This is a genomic window from Aliivibrio sp. 1S175 (assembly GCF_001690985.1).
Classification (GTDB): Bacteria; Pseudomonadota; Gammaproteobacteria; order Enterobacterales; family Vibrionaceae; genus Aliivibrio.
In genome coordinates, this window is record NZ_MAJS01000013.1 from 248,073 (window position 1) to 269,150 (window position 21,078).

General features: G+C 39.3%; 19 protein-coding genes and 1 pseudogene. 12 read left to right on the forward strand and 8 right to left on the reverse strand.

The genetic code is table 11. The features are described from left to right. Positions 1-5 precede the first annotated feature (5 nt). Entirely contained in the window at positions 6-398 is a 393-nt protein-coding gene (locus tag A6E06_RS07450; protein ID WP_065592006.1) for a 3D domain-containing protein, read from the forward strand. Positions 399-482: 84 nt separating this feature from the next. Here the strand turns inward: A6E06_RS07450 and A6E06_RS07455 are convergent, their stop codons facing one another. Further along, complete coding sequence (locus A6E06_RS07455; protein ID WP_065592007.1) at positions 483-2,345, reverse strand: PhoX family phosphatase; 1,863 nt, start codon at positions 2,343-2,345, stop codon at positions 483-485. A gap of 266 nt (positions 2,346-2,611) precedes the next feature. On the opposite strand from A6E06_RS07455, the gene A6E06_RS07460 reads away from it, so the two are divergent. The 8 genes from A6E06_RS07460 (at position 2,612) to A6E06_RS07495 (ending at position 10,830) form a co-directional block, all read left to right on the forward strand. Further along, positions 2,612-2,803 (forward strand): hypothetical protein, encoded by a 192-nt coding sequence (locus tag A6E06_RS07460; RefSeq protein WP_065592008.1) that lies wholly within the window; start codon positions 2,612-2,614, stop codon positions 2,801-2,803. Between the two features lie 337 nt (positions 2,804-3,140). Next, entirely contained in the window at positions 3,141-3,749 is a 609-nt protein-coding gene (gene betI / locus A6E06_RS07465; protein ID WP_065592009.1) for a transcriptional regulator BetI, read from the forward strand. 23 nt (positions 3,750-3,772) lie between these two features. Further along, positions 3,773-5,233 (forward strand): betaine-aldehyde dehydrogenase, encoded by a 1,461-nt coding sequence (gene betB / locus A6E06_RS07470; RefSeq protein WP_065592010.1) that lies wholly within the window; start codon positions 3,773-3,775, stop codon positions 5,231-5,233. A 59-nt stretch (positions 5,234-5,292) separates the two neighbouring features. Continuing rightward, complete coding sequence (gene betA / locus A6E06_RS07475) at positions 5,293-6,993, forward strand: choline dehydrogenase (RefSeq protein ID WP_065592011.1); 1,701 nt, start codon at positions 5,293-5,295, stop codon at positions 6,991-6,993. 77 nt (positions 6,994-7,070) lie between these two features. After that, positions 7,071-8,012, forward strand: coding sequence for a choline ABC transporter substrate-binding protein (locus A6E06_RS07480; RefSeq protein ID WP_065592012.1), 942 nt, complete (start codon positions 7,071-7,073; stop codon positions 8,010-8,012). Between the two features lie 45 nt (positions 8,013-8,057). Continuing rightward, positions 8,058-8,900: a choline ABC transporter permease subunit gene (choW, locus tag A6E06_RS07485; RefSeq protein ID WP_065592013.1), complete on the forward strand. Its 843-nt coding sequence runs from the start codon at positions 8,058-8,060 to the stop codon at positions 8,898-8,900. Between the two features lie 2 nt (positions 8,901-8,902). Then, positions 8,903-10,090, forward strand: a complete 1,188-nt coding sequence (choV, locus tag A6E06_RS07490; protein ID WP_065592014.1) for a choline ABC transporter ATP-binding protein — start codon at positions 8,903-8,905, stop codon at positions 10,088-10,090. 266 nt (positions 10,091-10,356) lie between these two features. Beyond that, the gene (locus tag A6E06_RS07495) at positions 10,357-10,830 is read left to right on the forward strand and encodes a MarR family winged helix-turn-helix transcriptional regulator (protein WP_023602810.1); all 474 of its coding nucleotides are present in this window, start codon (positions 10,357-10,359) and stop codon (positions 10,828-10,830) included. Positions 10,831-10,916: 86 nt separating this feature from the next. Here the strand turns inward: A6E06_RS07495 and A6E06_RS07500 are convergent, their stop codons facing one another. Beyond that, entirely contained in the window at positions 10,917-12,191 is a 1,275-nt protein-coding gene (locus tag A6E06_RS07500) for an NRAMP family divalent metal transporter (RefSeq protein WP_065592015.1), read from the reverse strand. Positions 12,192-12,564: 373 nt separating this feature from the next. Here A6E06_RS07500 and A6E06_RS07505 point away from each other — a divergent pair, with 373 nt between their 5' ends. Beyond that, complete coding sequence (locus A6E06_RS07505) at positions 12,565-13,521, forward strand: AEC family transporter (protein WP_065592016.1); 957 nt, start codon at positions 12,565-12,567, stop codon at positions 13,519-13,521. Positions 13,522-13,637: 116 nt separating this feature from the next. On the opposite strand, the gene A6E06_RS07510 is transcribed toward A6E06_RS07505, so the two are convergent. Next, positions 13,638-14,594, reverse strand: a complete 957-nt coding sequence (locus A6E06_RS07510; RefSeq protein WP_255310582.1) for a DUF3187 family protein — start codon at positions 14,592-14,594, stop codon at positions 13,638-13,640. A 254-nt stretch (positions 14,595-14,848) separates the two neighbouring features. Next, a pseudogene (locus tag A6E06_RS07515) lies at positions 14,849-15,383 on the reverse strand (LysR substrate-binding domain-containing protein). Positions 15,384-15,722: 339 nt separating this feature from the next. Here A6E06_RS07515 and A6E06_RS07520 point away from each other — a divergent pair. Then, on the forward strand, positions 15,723-16,169 hold the full coding sequence (locus A6E06_RS07520) for an FAD-dependent oxidoreductase (protein ID WP_065592017.1): 447 nt from the start codon (positions 15,723-15,725) through the stop codon (positions 16,167-16,169). 64 nt (positions 16,170-16,233) lie between these two features. On the opposite strand, the gene pepE is transcribed toward A6E06_RS07520, so the two are convergent. Continuing rightward, the gene (pepE, locus tag A6E06_RS07525) at positions 16,234-16,971 is read right to left on the reverse strand and encodes a dipeptidase PepE (RefSeq protein WP_065592018.1); all 738 of its coding nucleotides are present in this window, start codon (positions 16,969-16,971) and stop codon (positions 16,234-16,236) included. 316 nt (positions 16,972-17,287) lie between these two features. On the opposite strand from pepE, the gene A6E06_RS07530 reads away from it, so the two are divergent. Next, positions 17,288-18,145 carry a PA4780 family RIO1-like protein kinase gene (locus A6E06_RS07530; RefSeq protein WP_065592019.1) on the forward strand — a complete coding sequence of 286 codons (858 nt, stop codon included), beginning with the start codon at positions 17,288-17,290 and terminating at the stop codon, positions 18,143-18,145. A gap of 3 nt (positions 18,146-18,148) precedes the next feature. Here the strand turns inward: A6E06_RS07530 and A6E06_RS07535 are convergent, their stop codons facing one another. From A6E06_RS07535 to yddG, 3 genes are all read right to left on the reverse strand, one after another. Beyond that, positions 18,149-18,832, reverse strand: a complete 684-nt coding sequence (locus A6E06_RS07535; RefSeq protein WP_083190295.1) for an alpha/beta fold hydrolase — start codon at positions 18,830-18,832, stop codon at positions 18,149-18,151. Between the two features lie 144 nt (positions 18,833-18,976). Then, positions 18,977-20,062 carry an AI-2E family transporter gene (locus tag A6E06_RS07540; protein WP_065592020.1) on the reverse strand — a complete coding sequence of 362 codons (1,086 nt, stop codon included), beginning with the start codon at positions 20,060-20,062 and terminating at the stop codon, positions 18,977-18,979. Between the two features lie 59 nt (positions 20,063-20,121). After that, on the reverse strand, positions 20,122-21,009 hold the full coding sequence (gene yddG / locus A6E06_RS07545; RefSeq protein WP_065592021.1) for an aromatic amino acid DMT transporter YddG: 888 nt from the start codon (positions 21,007-21,009) through the stop codon (positions 20,122-20,124). Positions 21,010-21,078 lie beyond the last annotated feature (69 nt).

The window sequence follows — 21,078 nt, forward strand, 5'->3', positions numbered from 1 at the left end:
AAATCATGAAAATTCGTTTTTATCTTCTTGCAGCACTCGCTATGACGTCACTTTTTGGCTGCGCAGAAGGCGAACAATCTCTAAAAGTAACCGCAAGCGCATACACATCAAGTGTTGGTGAAACCGATGACACACCAAATCTTGCAGCTTGGGGCGATACATTAAAACCAGGCATGAAATCAATTGCGGTATCAAGAGATCTTATCGATATGGGTCTTACTCATAATCAAGAAGTAACAATCGAAGGACTTGATGGTACCTATCTAGTACTAGATAAAATGAATAAGCGCTGGAAAAAGAAGATTGATATTTACATGGGTGAAGATGTTAAGAAAGCAAGACAATGGGGTAAAAAAGAAGTCGTTATCCATTGGACTGTAGAAGAAGAAAAGAAGTAGGCACTTAATAACGATCACTTCAACACTTTCAATTAAAGTGGCCTCGTAATGAAGCCACTTTTTTTGTATCTAAATATAGCGATCCTAACTGCCGATCACACCACCATTATCTTTAGTCACCATCACAATGGTTGAGCGTGGTTTGCTATCTCCTCCTTGAGGGAAGTGTCCAGATGGATGCTGCACACCAACAAACATGGTTTTTTGATCTTCAGAAAAAGTGAGTCCGGTAATTTCACAGCCAATTGGCCCAGTTAAGAAACGACGCACTTCGCCTGTTTTAGGATCACCACACAACATTTGATTATTACCCTGCCCTGCAAAATCCCCTTTGTTTGAGTAATTACCATCGGTTTGAATCCATAGACGCCCTGCTTTATCAAAACCAATACCATCAGGGCTATTAAACATATTGTCTTTATTGATGTTGTCACTGCCAGCGTACAAATTGCCTTTATGAACCGTTGGATTCCCTGCTATTAAGTACAAATCCCATTGGAATGTATCACTCACATGATTTGCATTAGTGGGTGCCCAACGCACAATTTGACCATAATGGTTTTCAGCTCGTGGATTAACGCCATCGACATCTTGACCTTCTTTTACTCCACGATATTTATTATTCGTTAATGTACAGAAAACGTGTTTTTTATCTGGATGAATGGCAACCCATTCAGGCCTGTCCATTGTGGTTGCGCCCACTTGTGTTGCTGCTCGACGAGCAAAAATCATCACTTCAGCTTGGCTATTAAATCCGTTTTCTTTGGTTAAACCATTCTTACCATAAGTGAGTTCTAGCCACTGGCCATCGCCTTCTAACTTATCGTCTTTCATTGCAAATTTAGCAACGTACAAGGTGCCTTCTTCAAGAAGGTTACGATTGGCTGCGTTATTACCTTCTTGATATTTATCTTTTGATACGAATTTATACAAATGCTCGCCACGTTCATCATCACCAAGATACACCACGACATGACCATCATCATTCACCACTAATGCGGCATTTTCGTGTTTAAATCGACCTAGCGCAGTTCGTTTTAATGGCGTTGATGTTGGATCATTCGGATCAATTTCAACCACCCAACCAAAACGATTTGGTTCATTCGGATTTTTAGCAACATCAAAGCGATCATCAAAATTATGCCATTGATATTTACTTTGCTCAGCTTCAATGCCATAGCGCTTATCATCAGCAGTTAATGCAGCTTTCGTTTCTGAACCAAAAAAGTCATTGAAGTTTTCTTCACAAGTTAAATAAGTGCCCCACGGCGTTTCGCCATTCGCGCAGTTATTGAATGTTCCTAATACTTTCTTACCTGTTGGATCTGCCTTGGTTTTCAATAAATCATGGCCTGCTGCTGAACCTGTTACTAACATCTCTGTATTTGCGGTAATACGGCGGTTTGCTTTACCTGTTGGATCCATCGTCCATTGACCGTTCTTTCTTACGATTTCAACAATGGTAATCCCTACTGCGGCTTGGGCTTTGGCAACATCATCTGCCGTCATCGCTTTGCCTTGATGTGCAAACAAGTACTCATAATTGGTGTATTCATTATTGACTGCAAGAATGGCGCGATCTTTTGATAAAGGGAATACACTCATACCATCGGTATTATCACCAAATTGCAGTGCTTGTGCTTTTGAGCCTTGCTTACCGTTAGGGTTAAATTGAGGTGCGTTAGCAAAGATTGGATCCCCCCACGACATCAACGTACTAGAGCTATAACCTTTAGGAAGAAGAATAGAATCACTGGTAGAAGTGGTAATTGCCTCAAAATTTAATAATGAATTATCCATGCTACCTGCGATGGCTTTCGCTACTGGATTTAACGCTAAAAAAGCGCCTGCACCTGCCGCCGCGGTTCCCATTAAAAAACCTCGACGAGATAAACGTGCATTAACCATGTTGCTAAAATCTGATTCTTTCTCTACAAAATTGCTCATCATACTTCCCTTTTGAAATCGTTATTTTTATAAATTCGTTTTATATAATCAGGAGTAGCCTAAAGGGGATTTATTACAGTTTCGTAGAAGATTTGTGGCGATTTTATTGCGTTTAATTAAATTAGAATCGAGGTCTTAATCGCATAATAAAAAAACCTTAATCCATAATATTATTAATATCGTTCTCTATTAGCTCTTTCTCTGGTATAAACTTTGCGCATAAATCAACATCAAATTAGATAAAAAACCGTTTGCAAGGAACAATAATGCGTAAGAAAACGACGATACTTTTAGTCACTGGATTATTATTTGCTCTTAATGGTTGTGCAGAACTTAAAGATGCAGGTAGAACTATTGGCCATACTACGCGTGACGTTACCAAATCCATTGGCCATGCTTCACGTGATGCTGCTAAATCGGTAAAAAAAGAATACGACAAGGGAGAATGGTCTGAATAAGTTCTTCTTTCGATGTATCAATAACACAGCCTAATAATGAGGTTTTCATATTCATGTTTGGGCTGATAATCCTCATTCCCTCTTTTTTCTCACCTTATTTTCAGTCACTCGACACTCAAACAATTACACCTCATATATTTATAACTCAAACATTAAATTTATTAACAAATAAATTAACAAGTCAAAAAACAAGTCATAACATATTGATTTTAAATAAATTAAAAGAAGTAATAATAAAAACTCACAATAAAGCCAACAAATAATAGTTTGTACTCTAACTAAATATCTGTCATTTTATAATTAATTGAACGTTCAATAAAAAATAAAAGGACAGCAAATGCCCAAAGTAGGGATGCCTGACATACGAAAACCACAACTCGTCAAAGCGACAATGACCGTTATTGGTCGTGTCGGTCTACACGCCGCTAGCATTGCTTTAATTAGCAAAGAAGCGGGGGTATCTACAGGGATCATTAATCACTACTTTGGCGGCAAGCATGGTCTTTTAGAAGAAACCATGCGTGAAATTCTTCGCCAACTGTCTAATACCATCACGACTCAACTGAAAAGCTTACCTGTTGACGCTCACCAACAACGTATCACCGCCATTGTTAATGGTAATTTCGAGGGCTATCAAGCAGAAAATGAAGTCGCGAAAACGTGGCTCGCGTTCTGGTCTTACTCGATGCACGACGCTCAATTAAAGCGTCTACAGCGTGTAAATGAAAAACGATTGCTGTCTCATTTGAAAATTGAATTAAAAGAAATGTTTAATAATCAACAAGCTGACCTCGTTGCTCACGGGATAGCATCGTTAATTGATGGTATATGGCTAAGAGGTACATTGAACCCTGAAGGCATTGACGCAAATAAAGCCCGTACCGTCATCAACGATTACATTGAAAAACAACTCTCATTTTATTCAAAAAATAAAAACCACTCATAATAATTATTAAGTCAGAGATTAAAATGGAAATGAATTCGTTATACATCGACGGTCAGTCTATTCAGGCAACGTCTGGAGAAAGCTTCACTAGCATTAATCCTGCTAATGGCGAACCCATTGCACAACTAGGCCAAGCCTCTCAATCTGATCTTGAACTTGCCGTTGAATCAGCAAAGCGAGGTTTTGCTATATGGTCTGCAATGTCACCAATTGAACGCAGCCGTATTCTTCTCAATGCGGTAAAAATACTTAGAGAACGAAACAATGACCTTGCAATGCTTGAGGTTATGGATACCGGTAAACCGCTTCAAGAAGCATTAGAAGTTGATGTAGCCTCTGGTGCCGATGTCATTGAATACTTCGCAGGGTTGGTTCCTGCAATGCAAGGTGACCAACAACCACTGGGTGAAAGCCAATTTTTTTACACTCGTCGTGAGCCACTTGGTATTTGTGCAGGCATCGGTGCGTGGAACTACCCTATCCAAATCGCTATGTGGAAATCAGCACCTGCATTGGCAGCGGGTAATGCGATGATCTTCAAACCATCAGAAGAAACACCTTTAACGGCATTGAAACTGGCCGAAATATTTACCGAAGCAGGATTGCCAGATGGCGTGTTTAACGTCGTTCAAGGTGATTATCGTGTTGGTCAAATGCTGACTGCACATCCTGATATCGCAAAAGTGTCTTTCACTGGTGAAACAGGAACAGGCAAAGCAGTCATGGCTGACAGTGCAAAAACACTAAAATCAGTCACGATGGAGTTAGGTGGAAAATCACCAATGGTCGTCTTTGATGACGCAAAGTTGGATGATGCCGTATCCGCTGCGATGGTGGCAAACTTTTATACTCAAGGCGAAGTGTGCACCAATGGCACTCGTGTTTTTGTTCATGAAAGCCTTTATGACGATTTCATTAGCCAGCTTAAAGTTCGTACTGAAAAACTGATTGTCGGTGACCCAATGGACATCGAAACCCAAGTCGGTACGCTCATTTCAAAAGCACATTTAGCAAAAGTATTAGAGGCCATTGAGCAAGCCAAACAGTCAGGTGCAACCCTGCTTACTGGCGGCTATCAAGTGACCGACAAAGGATTAGAAAACGGTAACTTTGTGGTTCCTACTGTCTTTGTAAATTGCGAAGACGATATGCCACACGTTCAACAAGAAATCTTTGGCCCTGTTATGTCTGTCCTTAAATTCACAGACGAAGACGAGGTTATTCGCCGCGCAAACGACACTAAATATGGGCTTGCTGCCGGTATTTTTACTCAAAACTTATCACGAGCTCACCGAGTTATTCATCAAATGCAAGCGGGTATTTGTTGGGTAAATACGTGGGGAGACTCTCCTGCAGAAATGCCAGTAGGCGGTTATAAACATTCAGGTGTTGGACGTGAAAACGGCCCTGAAACGCTACTGCATTACACGCAAACCAAAAGCATATTAATAGAGCTTAGTGATTTCGCTAGCCCTTACGCTTAATTTACCCTTCCAATAAAAACGTCTAGCCCTATGCGCTAGACGCCACGGAGAATACAGACATGGAACAACGCTACGATTATATTATCGTCGGCGCGGGTTCGGCCGGCTGTGTGTTAGCGGATAGGCTAACAGAGAGCGGTCAACACAGCGTTTTATTATTAGAAGCAGGCGGTACGGATAAGAGTATTTTTATCCAAATGCCGACCGCTCTTTCTTACCCTATGAACTCTGAAAAGTACGCATGGCAGTTCGAGACCCAACAAGAATCCGGACTCGATGGACGTCAATTGCACTGCCCTCGCGGTAAAGTACTTGGTGGAAGCTCGTCGATCAACGGCATGGTTTATGTTCGTGGACACGCGTGTGATTATGACGAATGGGAAGAGAATGGCGCGACAGGCTGGAACTACCAAGCCTGCTTACCTTACTTTCGTAAAGCAGAAACATGGAGCAAAGGTGCTGATCAATATCGCGGAGGCGAAGGCCCTTTAGGTACGTGTAATGGCAATGACATGACACTTAACCCTCTATATCAAGCCTTCATCAATGCAGGTAAAGACGCGGGATACCCAGCAACATCAGACTACAACGGGTATCAACAAGAAGGTTTTGGTCCAATGCACATGACGGTAGATAAAGGCGTTAGAGCATCTACCTCAAACGCGTATCTTCGTCGTGCTTTAAAGCGTCCTAACTTAACGCTAATGAAAGGAATTATCGCAAGAAAAATTCGACTTGAAGACAAGAAAGCCGTTGGTATTGAGTTTGAAAAATCAGGAAAAATTATCAATGTGCATGCGAATAAAGAAGTCATTTCAAGTGCAGGTTCAATTGGCTCAGTTCAATTACTGCAACTGTCAGGCATAGGTCCAAAAACCGTCTTAGAAAACGCAGGCGTAGAGGTAAAACATCAACTCTCTGGTGTTGGTGAGAACCTGCAAGATCACCTTGAGATTTACTTTCAATATCATTGTAACGAACCTATTACGCTTAACAGTAAACTGGGCTTGGTAAGTAAAGGCTTAATAGGCACAGAATGGATATTAACTCGCAAAGGGTTAGGCGCAACAAACCACTTTGAATCGTGTGCTTTTATTCGTTCTCGTAAAGGTTTGAAATGGCCTAATCTTCAATACCACTTCTTACCTGCGGCGATGCGTTATGACGGACAAGCTGCGTTTGATGGTCATGGATTTCAAGTTCATGTTGGTCCAAATAAACCAGAAAGCCGCGGAACCGTATCAATAACCTCAGCAGATCCTCACGCTAAACCAAAGATCGTTTTTAACTACATATCAACCGAAGGTGACCGCCAAGATTGGCGCGATTGCATCCGCCTTACTCGTGAAATTCTCTCTCAACCCTCAATGGATGCATTTCGTGGTGATGAAATACAACCGGGTATAGAGGTCACTTCTGACGAGGCGATTGATGAATGGGTTAAACAAAATGTAGAAAGTGCTTATCACCCTTCTTGTGGTTGCAAAATGGGCAATAAAGAAGACCCAATGGCTGTACTCGATGAAGAGTGCCGCGTACGTGGGATTAAAAATTTACGCGTTGTCGATTCTTCTGTATTCCCAACCATTCCGAACGGAAACTTAAATGCACCCACCATTATGGTTGCAGAACGTGCCGCCGATTTCATTCTTGGCAACCCTATGCTCACAGGGGAGAACGCGCCAGTTTGGATAGCACCAGAATGGGAAGAAAAACAACGAATAAACGCACCAATAAGAGAAGCAAACACGCTCTCTTAAATAATAAGAAACACAACAAATACAGTCAGCAGCGCCGTTCTAACCAATGGCGAAAGGAATCATTACAAGGAATTATTATGTCACTTACAAAAAAGACACTTGCCACATTAGCGATCAGCTCATTCGCTTTTAACGTGTATGCCAATCAATGTGAAACCGTACGTTTTGCAGATGTCGGTTGGACAGACATCACCGCAACAACCGCAGTAACCTCTGAACTACTTAAAGGCATGGGCTATAAAACCAAAACCGATCTTCTTTCTGTTCCCGTAACTTACTCTTCAATGGCAAATGGCGACATTGATGTCTTCTTAGGTAACTGGATGCCAACGATGGAAGGGGATATCGCCAAATACCGTGAAGCGGGCACGATAGAAACCGTTCGTGCCAATTTAGAAGGCGCTAAATACACACTTGCCGTACCAAAATATGTGTACGACGCAGGCGTTACAAGCTTTGCAGATTTAGCTAAAAATGCCGACAAATTCAAAGACCGCATCTACGGAATCGAACCGGGTAACGATGGTAACCGTATCATTCAATCCATGATTGATTCTGACGCGTTTGGTCTTAAAGAGTTTAGTGTTGTTGAATCAAGTGAAGCAGGTATGGTTTCTCAAGTATCACGCGCCGTTCGTCGTAGTCAATGGATAGTCTATTTAGGTTGGGCTCCACACCCAATGAACAGCAATGTTGAAATGGAATATCTATCAGGTGGCGATGACTTCTTTGGTGCCAACTATGGCGGCGCAAGCGTGTATACCAACGTTCGCTCTAACTACCTTTCAGAATGTAAAAATGTTGGACAGTTATTACAAAATCTAGAGTTTAGTCTTGAGATGGAGAATGAACTGATGGAAAACATTCTAAATCAAAAAATGACGCCAGAAAAAGCGGCTCAACAGTGGTTAAACAAAAATCCACAACAAGTAAAAGCATGGCTTGATAATGTGAAATCACTGCAAGGTGACGCCGCAAATAAATCAGTTACTGAATACCTAAAACAAGTTAAAGCTTAATCAATAATGGTGGGTTTCGGCCCACCAGTCATTTAAGGAAATATTGTGAATTTTATTACTGAGCACAAAATCCCTGTTGGGCAATGGATGGAAACAGGCGTTGACTGGTTAACTATCAATGCCGCTGGTTTTTTTGATGCCATTTCATTTTTTCTAGAAACTATTATCCTATTTTTAGTCGATGTCTTTAAATGGATGCCTCCTGCGCTTCCTATTCTTATGACTGCTGCTATTGCGTGGTATTTACATAGAAAACCATCATTAGTGATTTTTGTCGTCGCTGCATTATTGACGATTTTAAACCTCGGTTATTGGCAAGAAATGCTGGAAACCTTTGTCCTTGTTTTTGCAGCGACAACGATTTCCGTATTAATTGGCGTACCGATTGGGATAATGGCCGCACACCGACCTTGGCTTTATACCGTACTAAGACCAATTCTTGATTTAATGCAAACCGTACCTACTTTTGTTTACCTGATCCCAACTCTCGTTTTATTCGGTTTAGGCATTGTTCCAGGATTAATCTCAACCATTATTTTTGCCATCGCCGCTCCTATTCGTCTTACGTATCTTGGTGTCACAAAAGTGCCGGGAGAGTTAATTGAAGCAGGCAAAGCGTTTGGTGCAAGCCGCATGAAGTTATTACTCAAAGTAGAATTACCTGCGGCACTACCCAGCATTATGGCCGGCATCACCCAATGTATAATGTTGTCGTTATCAATGGTGGTTATTGCCGCACTTGTTGGTGCTGATGGCTTAGGTAAACCTGTTGTTCGAGCGCTTAATACCGTGAATATCTCACAAGGTTTTGAAGCAGGATTAGCCATTGTTCTTGTCGCTATTATTCTTGACCGCTTATGTAAAGCACCAAATCAGAAGGAAGTATAATCATGGATGCCATTACTATAAAAAACCTCGATGTGGTGTTTGGAAAAAAACCAAAGCAAGCGTTGAAATTATTAGACCAAGGAAAAACTCGCCAAGAGATTATCGATGAGATAGGCCAAGTTGTCGGTGTTGATAATGTCTCTCTTTCAGTTAAAGAAGGCGAGATTTGCGTTCTAATGGGATTATCTGGTTCAGGTAAATCAAGTCTGCTTCGCGCCGTGAACGGGTTAAATGAAGTAAGCCGCGGTGAGCTCATGATTAAGAATGGCGATAAACTTGTTGATGTCGCTCTGTGTGATGAAGAAACCTTACGCCATTTACGTACTCAACGTGTTTCGATGGTTTTCCAAAACTTTGCGTTAATGCCATGGCTTACTGTGCTTGATAACGTCGCTTTTGGTTTAGAAATGCAAGGCATCGCAAAAAACGAACGCCGAGCAAGAGCACGTGAACAAATTGAAATGGTTGGCCTTGCGGATTGGGAAAAAAAATACCCTCATGAGCTTTCAGGCGGCATGCAACAACGTGTTGGTTTAGCCCGTGCGTTTACGATGGATACCGACATTCTATTAATGGATGAACCATTTTCTGCTCTTGATCCTCTTATTCGATCTCAGCTTCAAGATGAACTTCTTCTATTACAAACAAAGCTAAATAAAACCATTTTATTTGTTAGCCATGATTTAGATGAAGCGTTAAAAATTGGCAATAACATTGCTATCATGGAATCGGGTAAATTAATTCAGCACGGTAAACCAGAAGACATCGTGCTTAACCCGAAAACAGAATACGTGAAAGATTTTGTGGCTCACACAAATCCATTGAATGTATTAAAAGGCCGCTCATTAATGCAGCCTCTCGATTCGCTTAAGCAAGAAAATGACTGTTGGAAGATTTGTGATGCTAAAAATCTTTGGGTAAATCAACACCAAGGTAAATTGAACATTGAAGGTCAGCCAACGCTCACTTTAATTCAATGGGATGAATCAACGACAGATCTGTCTTTAATCAATCATTCAACATTGGTTATCGCAAGCCCAGAAATTGGTATGCGCGATGCGATAAAACTAAAACAACTCAGTAATCACCCAATTTTACTGGTTGAACATAATCAATTAGTTGGCATTTTAGATAACAGTGAATTCTATAGCGCACTGATTGGTGACTTTACATTACATAGCGCCGCGTAATACCGAAGTAAAGGGTGAGTATTCTCACCTTTTACTCTCTAAGTTTTAAAAAACACCTGAATAATGTCACTTCTCCTGAATATCTCGCACAAATCAACTATCTTAAAGTAATGGTATCGTGTTGTTAGACCTCAATTGAGAAAAAAAACAACAATGGATGAGCAAGCAATACGAGAAAAGATTGAGAATAGTACGAACATCAGTACAATGCGGAAATCAACAACGTTGTAAACCATTCAATTTTACATTTATACAAAGGCTGTTACGTGGATAAACATGAAGAAGTTTTGGTCGCTATTCGTCAGATAATTCGAGCTATCGATTTACAATCGAAAAAACTGAGTAAAGAATATGGATTAACCGGTCCTCAACTTATTTTAATGCGTGCGATTCAAAGCATGCATAATGTAACGATCAAAGAACTGTCAAAACATACGAACGTAAGCCAAGCAACCACCACAACCATTATCGATCGCTTAGAGCATAATGGTTACGTTCAACGCATCCGTAGCGAATCTGACAGACGAAAAGTACATGCAAATTTGACTGAAAAAGGGGAAGAGTTACTTAGTAAAGCCCCACTCTCTTTACAAGATAACTTTGTGAACAAGTTCCATAATTTAGAGTCATGGGAACAAAGTCTTATACTGTCTTCGATGCAGCGTGTATCTTCAATGATGAACGCAGAAGACATTGATGCAGCCCCTGTATTACAACTTGAAAGCATTGCAAAGATCTAACGTTCTCATTCCGATTATCGAGATAACGTTCAGTTAAAATAAAAAAGCCTCTAATTAAAGAGGCTTTTTTGTTGCGTAGAAAATAGTTATATAAACCATTTCCACCAAACAAAAAGAGCTAAGAATCCAAACAAATAAATGAGGCCAGCAATCGACAACGCTTTCAATTTTGGTCCCATTTTCAACTCATCTGGCAATTCTGTTTTTGTTACTAAGATGTAGTTAAGCACGGCAAAAACAGGGGTCGTAATAAAGGCCATGATCATCGCGAAATTTAACATTCCCATCAATGATGAAATGAACATTGTGACAATCAACATCGCTATTGCAGAAACAATCATAACCCACCAGTTATAATGCTTTGGCTGATCTAACGGTTTATTTTGCAACAACAATTGCGCTTCTGACACCGCTCGAGAATAGCCATCAATAACCGTAATAGTACTGCCAAAAATACAGAAAAAAGCAATTACAGCAATCAAATAACGCGACCATTCACCAATCGTTGCCGCATAAATACCGACTAACTGATGAGAAAACCCAATCCCTGACGCTTTAAATTCAATGCCTGAACCGTATAGCACTAATGCGCCTAATGATAAGAAAACAACCGCTAATAACGCCGTACCAATATAACCGACATTAAAATCAAATAAAGCCGATTGTGCCGTCACTTCTTGAGTTTGGCATTGACGCTTTAACCACATAGACGTGATGCTTGAGATTTCAATCGGAGCGGGCATCCACCCCATGGTAATCACTAAAAAACCAATCGACGCAATTGACCATACTGATGGCCCTTCGTAATCTACCGGAGCGACTGAACCATTAGAAAAAGCCACACTAAGAGCAATAACGGTCGTAAAGGTTAAAATAACCATGATGATCTTTGACAGCAAATCAAGAGCTTTAAAGTGCCCAGCAAACAGTATCGTCATGCAGGTAACAAGTACAATTCCAGACAGTACATTCAATGACAAATCAAAAGGTAAAAAATACCCTAATAAACTGGCACTAAACAACAATAACGCAGCGGTATTTATCACCGCAGAAATAGCACTTAGCACTAAAAACACCCACAAATAACCACGACCTAATTTGTGATACCCCTGAATAATACTGTCACCCGTACCAACGGTGTACTGAACTGCTGCTCTAAAAAATGGGTATTTCAATAAATTGACAGCAAGAATGAGAAACAATAATTCCCATCCATAAATAGCACCCGCTTTCGTTGATGCCACTAAATGTGACCCACCAACCGCAGCAGCAGCCATCATGATCCCTGGCCCTAATGATCTAAATAAATCTTTCATTGCTAACTTTGGCTTCATGCCATCTTGAGTGTAAGACTGTTCCATATATGTTATTCTTTTCCCACTTATCCCTGATGTTAATGCATTCCTTAAATGAATAAATTCCATTTACATTTAAGCTAACAATTAAATTACATAAAGGGATCACTTAAATCAATTTAAAAAATGAATAAATACGCTCTATTTAAGATAATAAGAAAAATATCAATAATGGTACTTATCGAATCTCTCTGCCATAAATACATTCACCAAAAAAATAACAAACACAGAAACATTCGTGACTATTCAATTTTTTACTAAACATCTAAAATACAGTGGTAATGTTATAAAACAGAAAAGGATGTGAGTTTACACAACTGTAATTTATTTGATTGTGTGTAAAATAAACATTCACTTAAGGATGGTACGAAAACAAACTATGGATAACTTCATCACTCAACTGCTGTTTTCAGCGTCAATTACAGGCCCTATTTGCCTGATGCTATTTTTGGGCGTTATCCTTAAGCGTATTCGCTTAATTAACGATAATTTTATTGAAGTAGCCTCTAAGTTAGTCTTTCAAGTCACTTTACCCGCGATGTTGTTTTTAAGTATTGTGAATGCCGACCATGATTTCTCATCCAGTAGCCGCTTAATCATTTATGGGCTTATCGCAAATTTCGGATTCTTCTTATTCACCACGTTCTCAACTAAACTTGCTTTTAAAAATAAACAAGATCACGGCGTCATAATTCAAGGTGGGTTCCGTGCAAATACAGCCATTATTGCACTTGCTTATGTTGCTAACGCCTATGGCGAGTCAGGCATTGCACTAGCGGCTATTTATGTCGCAAGCACAACTGTACTTTATAATATTCAAGCTGTTATCGCTTTAACGCCAAAAGAAGAACACAATGAAAAACAAGCGTTTGGGGTGATAATTAAAACACTCACTAAAAATCCGTTAATTATTGCAATTCTATTGGGCGTTGTGTGTTCATTTCTATCTGTTCCCATTCCAGACATGGTGACGCAAGCTGGACAATACTTTGCCAATATGACGTTACCACTTGCGTTGCTTTGTGCTGGGGGCTCACTAGATCTGAATTCAATGAAGCAAGACAAAGGACCAACATGGTTTGCAACGAGCTATAAATTGATATTAAGTCCATTATTTATAACCATTGGTGGAATATTGTTAGGCTTTAGAGGGCTCGATTTAGGGTTATTATTCTTTATGAGTGCAGCACCTACTGCCGCAGCAAGTTATGTGATGGCAAGAGCGATGGGAGGTAATGCTATTCTCGCAGCAAATATCATTGCTCAGACTACTGTAGCTTCATTGGTTACTTGTACTTTGGGGATATTTATTTTGTCTTCATTTAGTTTAATTTAATTTTTATACCTAAGTGTTGGAAATTAAAATATTCATATCCTATAAATATATAGATACCTTTGCTAAACAAACGATATTACCCAGAGAGTCCGCTCTCTGGGATTTTTTCCTGCGGATTACAAGACGTAACGTACACCAAACGTGAAGGCTATATCTGTCGAGTTATCCATATTCACCGCATTCTCTATTACAGAAAATTCAAACGCTGCTTTTTCTAAAAGATAGCGATAACCAAGAACAAATTCATTTGAAGGTTCAGAGTAATCTTCACCATCATCAATAGAACCTTCATAAATATGATAAGACGTCACAATATGGTGAGACGGAGTAATCGCATAACCATAGCCAGCAGAAAAAGCAAAAGTACTGTTGTTATAAGGGATATTATCCACTGCACCATTATCTCTAAACGTCACACCTACCGTCGAAAATAACGCGTGTTTCTCATAACTAAAACTATAATTCGCCTGTAGTCCTTGTTCAAAACTGTCTCGTTTAAATGAACCACTGTTTACATGATTAAAATATAAACTAGCCCCTAAACTAACGGCATTATGCTGATTGGAAAAAACTTGATATTCAAGGTAACTGTGCAATGCACTTGATAACGTTTCCCCCTCAAAATCATCAATTTCAACCCCATATTTAGGGACTGATATATTAAACTGATTATTATCTACTTCATCTCGTCCATTTTGACCAATACCAAAAAAATCATGAAAGCCATGAACAAACGAATCTAATCCATTATTACCGGCATAACTGTATTGATATTTAAGTTCTGCTTTAAGCTTTGATGTCACTTGCCATTGAGCCCCAGTAATGACCTGATTCTGATAATAATCCATATTAAAGCTTTCAGAATGAGCCCACACACTGGCAATCGTTCCAGTAGCAAACAATTCAACATTGCCTTCTTGCGTTGCAAAGGCGGAACGTAACTCTGTTGATAACGTATTAGAATGAATAGGAGCTTGAGCATAAATTTTCATTGGCGTAACCGCTGTATCTGCATTTGCCAAAGAAGAAGATAAACCAATAAGAATCGTTGGTACTAAAATGGGGATTATCAATTTTCTCGTAGGCATCATAATTTCACATAATTAACGGCTACCAATTATATTGATAACAAAAAAAGGGGGAGAGTTTCATAATATAAAGACCATTATCCCTTCGTTATATCTCCGTCCCAAATGGGTTACCCATACGATGTGATGCAGATCAAATTAAGGGAATATATAATAATGGTAAAGATAGATAGCAGCATTAGATACATATTAAATACAAATAGATAAGCAAAATATCATTCAAACGCATTACAGGAAGATTAACATTGTCGCTGTAACCACTCTTTAAATACGTTTATTTTTTCATGAGCTAACCCATTCTTTTTCCACACAATGTAATACGCTAATTCAATTTTACAATTTAACTTAGGAAAAGGTTGCACCAAACGCCCACTATCTAAATCGCTTTGCACTAACACACTTCGTCCCAGAGCCACACCTTGTCCACTTATTGCCGCTTGAATAACAGAGGCTGAATTATTTATCTTCAATCCTTTTTTTGCATTTACATTGTAAATTCCATGTTGCTCAAACCAGCTTTCCCATGTAGGGAAACCGCTTTCTTTAGGTAGAGACAAATCATGTAATAAAGGAAAATCAGCAAGAGATTGAATATTTTTCAAACCGTTATTAACTATTTCAGGTGAACAGACGGGAAAAATAGATTCAGTCATTAATAACGAAGTCTCGAATCCCAATATCAATGCTTTCGGCAAGATAATCTACCGTTCTAATATTGGTATCTAATCTCAGATCCCACTCTGGATGTGATGTTTGAAAATCATCAATTCGCATTAATAACCATTTAGCGGCAAATGCAGGGCTTACCGCCACCGTTAAAATAGGGCTTATTTCTATCGGCTTTAATAAGGTGACGCCTTGCGATAAGTGTTCAAACCCTCGAGTAATTTCAAGCAAACCTTGCAATGCTTCTTTAGTTAACACCAAGCGGGTTAATCCTGATGAACGCCGCTCAAATAAAGAAACACCTAACCACTCTTTTAAAAAAGAAAACGTTCAATTAGAAAAATGGCAAGAAAACAGTGCTATCAAACTTAAAAATACAGGTGGGATAGAAACTCTTGTGGTTGATGGCAACTTCATTCACAACGGCATAAATTATGAAAAGTTCGATTGGCTACGTTTACCTATTGGCGAAACAGTGGATTATCAGGCTCTGCAAGCAGCCGTGTGGGCCCGCTAGTGGAAATACACGATGCCAGTGCATTTGATGGGACAGGCGCCTTATTCGGCTTTGTAGGCTTTAATTCGATAACTCGAGAAAACGCAGGAAGTACAGTTATTAAGCAGGCCGCTATAGAGCAACTAACTCGGATCTTTGGCGCCCAAGCCAGTAGCCCTACTGATGTAAAATTCGTCGATTGGAGCCAAGAAAAATATACGGCAACACAAGACGACCGCCAAGCACCGACATCTCATCCTCATTATGGATTACCGTCATCAGCAAAAAAACTGCATCAATTAAATTGGTATTTTGCAGGGACAGAATCGGCAGAGGATAATGGTGGTTACCTAGAAGGGGCAGATTTAGTATTAGCACAACTCGATTTAAGCGAATAATAAAAAAGCCAAGCAATTAATTTAGCTTGGCTTTGTGCATTTCAATGTTCTTTGTTTATAAAAACTAGCAGCTATGTTCCATTAAGAACTGAACATCATCTTCTGCATTGTAGTACACGGGATCTTTTCCGTAAGAGAACAATTTAAGTGGCTTTTCATTTGCCGTGTGGTAGCTCAATTGACCATCAAGGATATGTAACCATGTTCCTTCAGGGATACCGACTACCGGCTCATGTTTATTCACTTCTAAAAATTCTTGGATACGCTCATCACGAGTCTCACCAAAATGCCCCTCAACAGACGCTTCTAAATAGTGTGGGTTAATTTGGAAAGGTACTAAGTTTAATGACGGCAGAATTGCACCTGTAATAATAGGCATGTCATTGGTTGTACGAATCGTTGGACAACCAATATTTGTGCCTGCACTCCAACCAATATAAGGAATACCATTATCAAGTACTGCTTTACGAATTGGACCAACCAAACCTAAATCATGCAGTGTTTTATTTAATACCCAAGTATTACCGCCACTAACTAAAATACCATCCGCTTCTTGAATTGTTTTCACAGGATCTTCTGAGCGATGCAAACCCGTTACTTTACAATCTAAACCTAGATGATCAAACGTTTGCTGAACCATAGCAACGCGGTCGTCATGGCTAGAGCGGATCACAGCATAAGGGATCAATACTAAATTTTTTGCCTTAGTTCTCTGAATTTGTTCTACAATAGCTTTGCTCGCGAATTCCATCACGTAGTTGTTACCTGAAATCTTGCCGTTACTTAATAATAAAATATCCACTTCTAACTGCCTTATGTCTATTTAACATCGCTTTTTAGCTTTATCCAATACGAGAAAAACAAGCGATATGATTACGAAAGATGCAAAAACAATATCAGAAATAGTGACGTTAAAACTTGTGTTAGATCGTATCTGTAGTCTATAAATTATGACTAAATAGGAAGAAATAGTACCGTCGTCACAAACAAGACAGAAAATAACTACTCACCAAAACTTGTGAGAAAGCAGAATATAGGCATAATGCCCTTTAAATTTTATTCATAGTTCAAAAATACGTCACAACTTGGGACGTTTATCTACGCTCATATGAGGTGCAATGAAAATACCAAACAGATTACTACCATTAGTTGAAGATGGTTTAATAGATGAAGTTCTAACCCAATTAATGAGTGGTAAAGAAGCCTCGGTCTACATTGTACGTAGTGGCGATAAGATTCAATGTGCCAAAGTCTACAAAGAGATTGAACAACGCAGCTTCAAACAAGCCGTTGCTTATCGTGAGGGACGAAAAGTAAAAAACAGCCGCCGTGCTCGTGCGATGGAAAAAGGATCTAAATTCGGTCGTGATGAACAAGAAAAAGTATGGCAAAACGCTGAAATTGATGCGCTATACAAACTATCAGAAGCAGATGTGCGTGTACCTACACCCTACGGTTGTTTTGATGGCGTTCTATTAATGGAATTAGTGACAGACGATGAAGGCTCTGTAGCTCCTCGTCTAAACGATATAACACTAACAAAAGAACAAGCGTTGCGTGATCATGATTTAATGATCCAATACGTAACTCGTATGCTATGCGTCGGTATTGTTCATGGTGATTTATCGGAATTTAACGTATTAGTTGACCATCTCGGCCCTGTTATTATCGATTTACCTCAAGCGGTAGATGCGTCGGCAAATAACAATGCGAAGTGGATGCTTGAACGTGATGTGAATAACATGACGACCTATTACGGCCAATATGCACCAGAGTTACTCGGAACCGAATACGCAAAAGAAATGTGGGCACTGTATGAAATCGGTGAATTAACACCAAACAGCACACTCACAGGTGTATTTGTAGATGATGGTAAAGATGCGGATGTTGATGGCTTAATGGCCGAAATTAACGCCGTTATGGAAGAGGCGCGCTTACGTAAAGAACGCCAACTTGAAGACCAAGATAACGACTAATCTTTATACTCTTATAATATCACTGGCAGATGACGGATTATCTGCCCTGTAATTCCCCAACCCTGCTTTTTCTTCTCTATTAAATTTATGATGCTCAATAAAGTAATCAACTTGATTCACAGTATCCGTTGCGTAAATCAAGCTAGTATGCGAATGGTTAAGACACAAATGATCACTAAGCTCAGGAAGTAATGTCTCTTCTACCGTTACCGTTCCATCCGAAGGTTGCTTATCTCGAATAAGAGATGAACGTAGACCAATGGGTATCGTACCGGCGATAGAACCAATAGGACAATCGACCATTAATTTATTTACATCAACCAAACCTTGTTCTTTCGAATTTCCTAAAATGAACCCTAGTCTCATATGCTGAAGCTCTTTTGCAATGGAAGCTCCTTGAAGTGGTGAGCCTATCGTTACAATCGAGTCAATTGGTGTATTTTTATCTTGGTGGGTATTCACAAAATGAACGCCTAAAATACCGCCTAAGCTATGACCAACAATGACATTCTTTTTAGAGACCGATAAACAATTATGAATACGCTTAAAAAGTAAGGTTTCATTGATGCGTAAAGAATTATAAGTAATGACTTGTACGGTATGACCTTTTTTTCGTAATCGTGCCGCTAGTGGCTTCATTACAACACCATGCATATATAATCCATGCAATACAACTATGTTCGCCATTACTTATTCCTCTACTTAAAACACTTATATACGACTATATCAAGAGCGAATAGTTCTAACGCCCTAGACATATCATTTATCACGGGTAGCGACAGTCTTAATTTATGAATCGTGAGCGACTACAAACTATTGAATTAAAGGATTTTAATTTTCAATAGAATGGGAACTTTCTTCCGCTTCATTATTCAACCAAACCGTGAATAATTGATAGGTTAAACTCAGCACTACCGCACCCACAAATAAGCCGACAATACCTGACATCGCCATGCCACCTAACGCCCCAAGTAAAATAACAATCATCGGTATATGAGACCCACGGCTTAATAAAATCGGTTTTAAAATCGCATCGCTACTACTTACCAATACACACCAAACAGCAAAAAGTACGCCAGTGGTTGTAGTATCAACGCTGAAAACATAAAAAATAATAGGCAAAAGTACCAAGATTGGTGGTAACTGAATAATAGCAAAAACAAGAACTAAGAAGAGCCATAAGCCCAATACAGGAGCAGGAAGCCCTATCACGGCCATACCTAAACCTGCCATCATGGTTTGAATTACAGCCACACCAATGACCCCTTGAACCACACTTCTAATTGTCGTTTTAGATAATTTAGTTAGATCTTCACCATGTGCTCCCGTCAATCTATTTGAAACCAAAATAAAGGCACGTTCGCATTTAGCTGCATTCGCCATAAAGACACCGCCAATAATGGTAGAAATAATAAACTGAATAAATCCACCACCAAGAGAACCAACAATAGAGGCGGCTTTACTGGCAACGACTTTTACTTCTCCACTGTATTTAAAAAGCAAGCTTTCAAGGTTTGAAGACGCTAATGACATAAAAGAATAGGCTTCATTACCAATGATAGGCCACTCTTGCATACTCAATTTAGGTTTAGGAATCGCTATCGTCCCATCTTGATAGCCTAAAAAGAGTTCCGTACCACTCGTATAAATCCCTGTCGATAACGCCACTAAGGGGATCAATAATAAAACCACCCCAACAATGGTTAAAACAATACTGACTTTACTTTCACTTAATCTCGTTTTTTTACTAAAAAAAATCACAATAGGATACAAGGCAGTCGCAATAATGCCTCCCCATACCATCAATAATAAAAAAGGCTTTAAGATAGAAAAGCACCACAATACCAAAACAGAAAGCGCACTGATTTTAATAAAGGCATCAATCGCTTGATTGGAAAAATTGTGTTCTAGTTTCATAAACAGTCCTTGTCGCAAAAGGGAGTTGTATTCATATCGCGTTTACCTAATTAAAAAAACTAATGCTTTTCTTTAGTAAACCACCAACATAACAATGACGCGATAGTCACCATTATAACGCCTTGCCAAAATTGAATTGTTAGCTCAATGTCTAAAATCCACGCAGAAAAGAACGTAGATAATATAGGGGTAAAATATGAAAACGTAGCGAGAAGCACCATGTTCCCACCAATAATACCGATATTCCACAATGCATAGCCACTGCCCATGATCACACCTGCAAGTAAAAGGTCGATAGCGGCACTGCTTGTCATCACAATCGAACCTTCATCACTGATGGCGTATTTGCCCCATAACGCGACTGCTGTTGCGATGAAAAACCACGTAATTGCGTTTTTACCATTGGCTAATTTTTTCGTGATATTACAATAAATTGCCCAAAGAAACGCTCCCGTAAACGCAAGGGAATAGCTCACAGGGTTAGTCGCTGCATTATTCATTAATTGAGTAATAGAAAGGCCTTTATCTCCACTTAATGTCCAAGCGACACCAAAGAAAGACAATAATATAGCCGGATAAATTACCTTATTTATGGGTTTATTACTTACAAGTACGGCAAACAATACCGTTAACGATGGCCACAAATAATTAATGATACTCATTTCAACGGCTTGATTACGGCTATTTGCCATACCTAATGCTAATGATAAACACATTTCATAACTAACAAATAACCCACCACCAATCAGTAAATAACGCGGTGAAAATACACTTAATTTAGGTAATCCCATCACTAAAACTAAAAATAATGACCCCACGCTATAAATCATTGCAGCCCCACCAATTGGACCTAACTGCTCGGTAACATTACGTATTAATCCGACAATCATGCTCCAAAATAAAATAGCACTACAACCAGCCAACGTATATTTATATGAGGTATTCAAGGTAGATATTTCCTAAAAATAAAAAGTAACCTCCTTACTTTATCATCTAAATAAGAAATATATTCATAA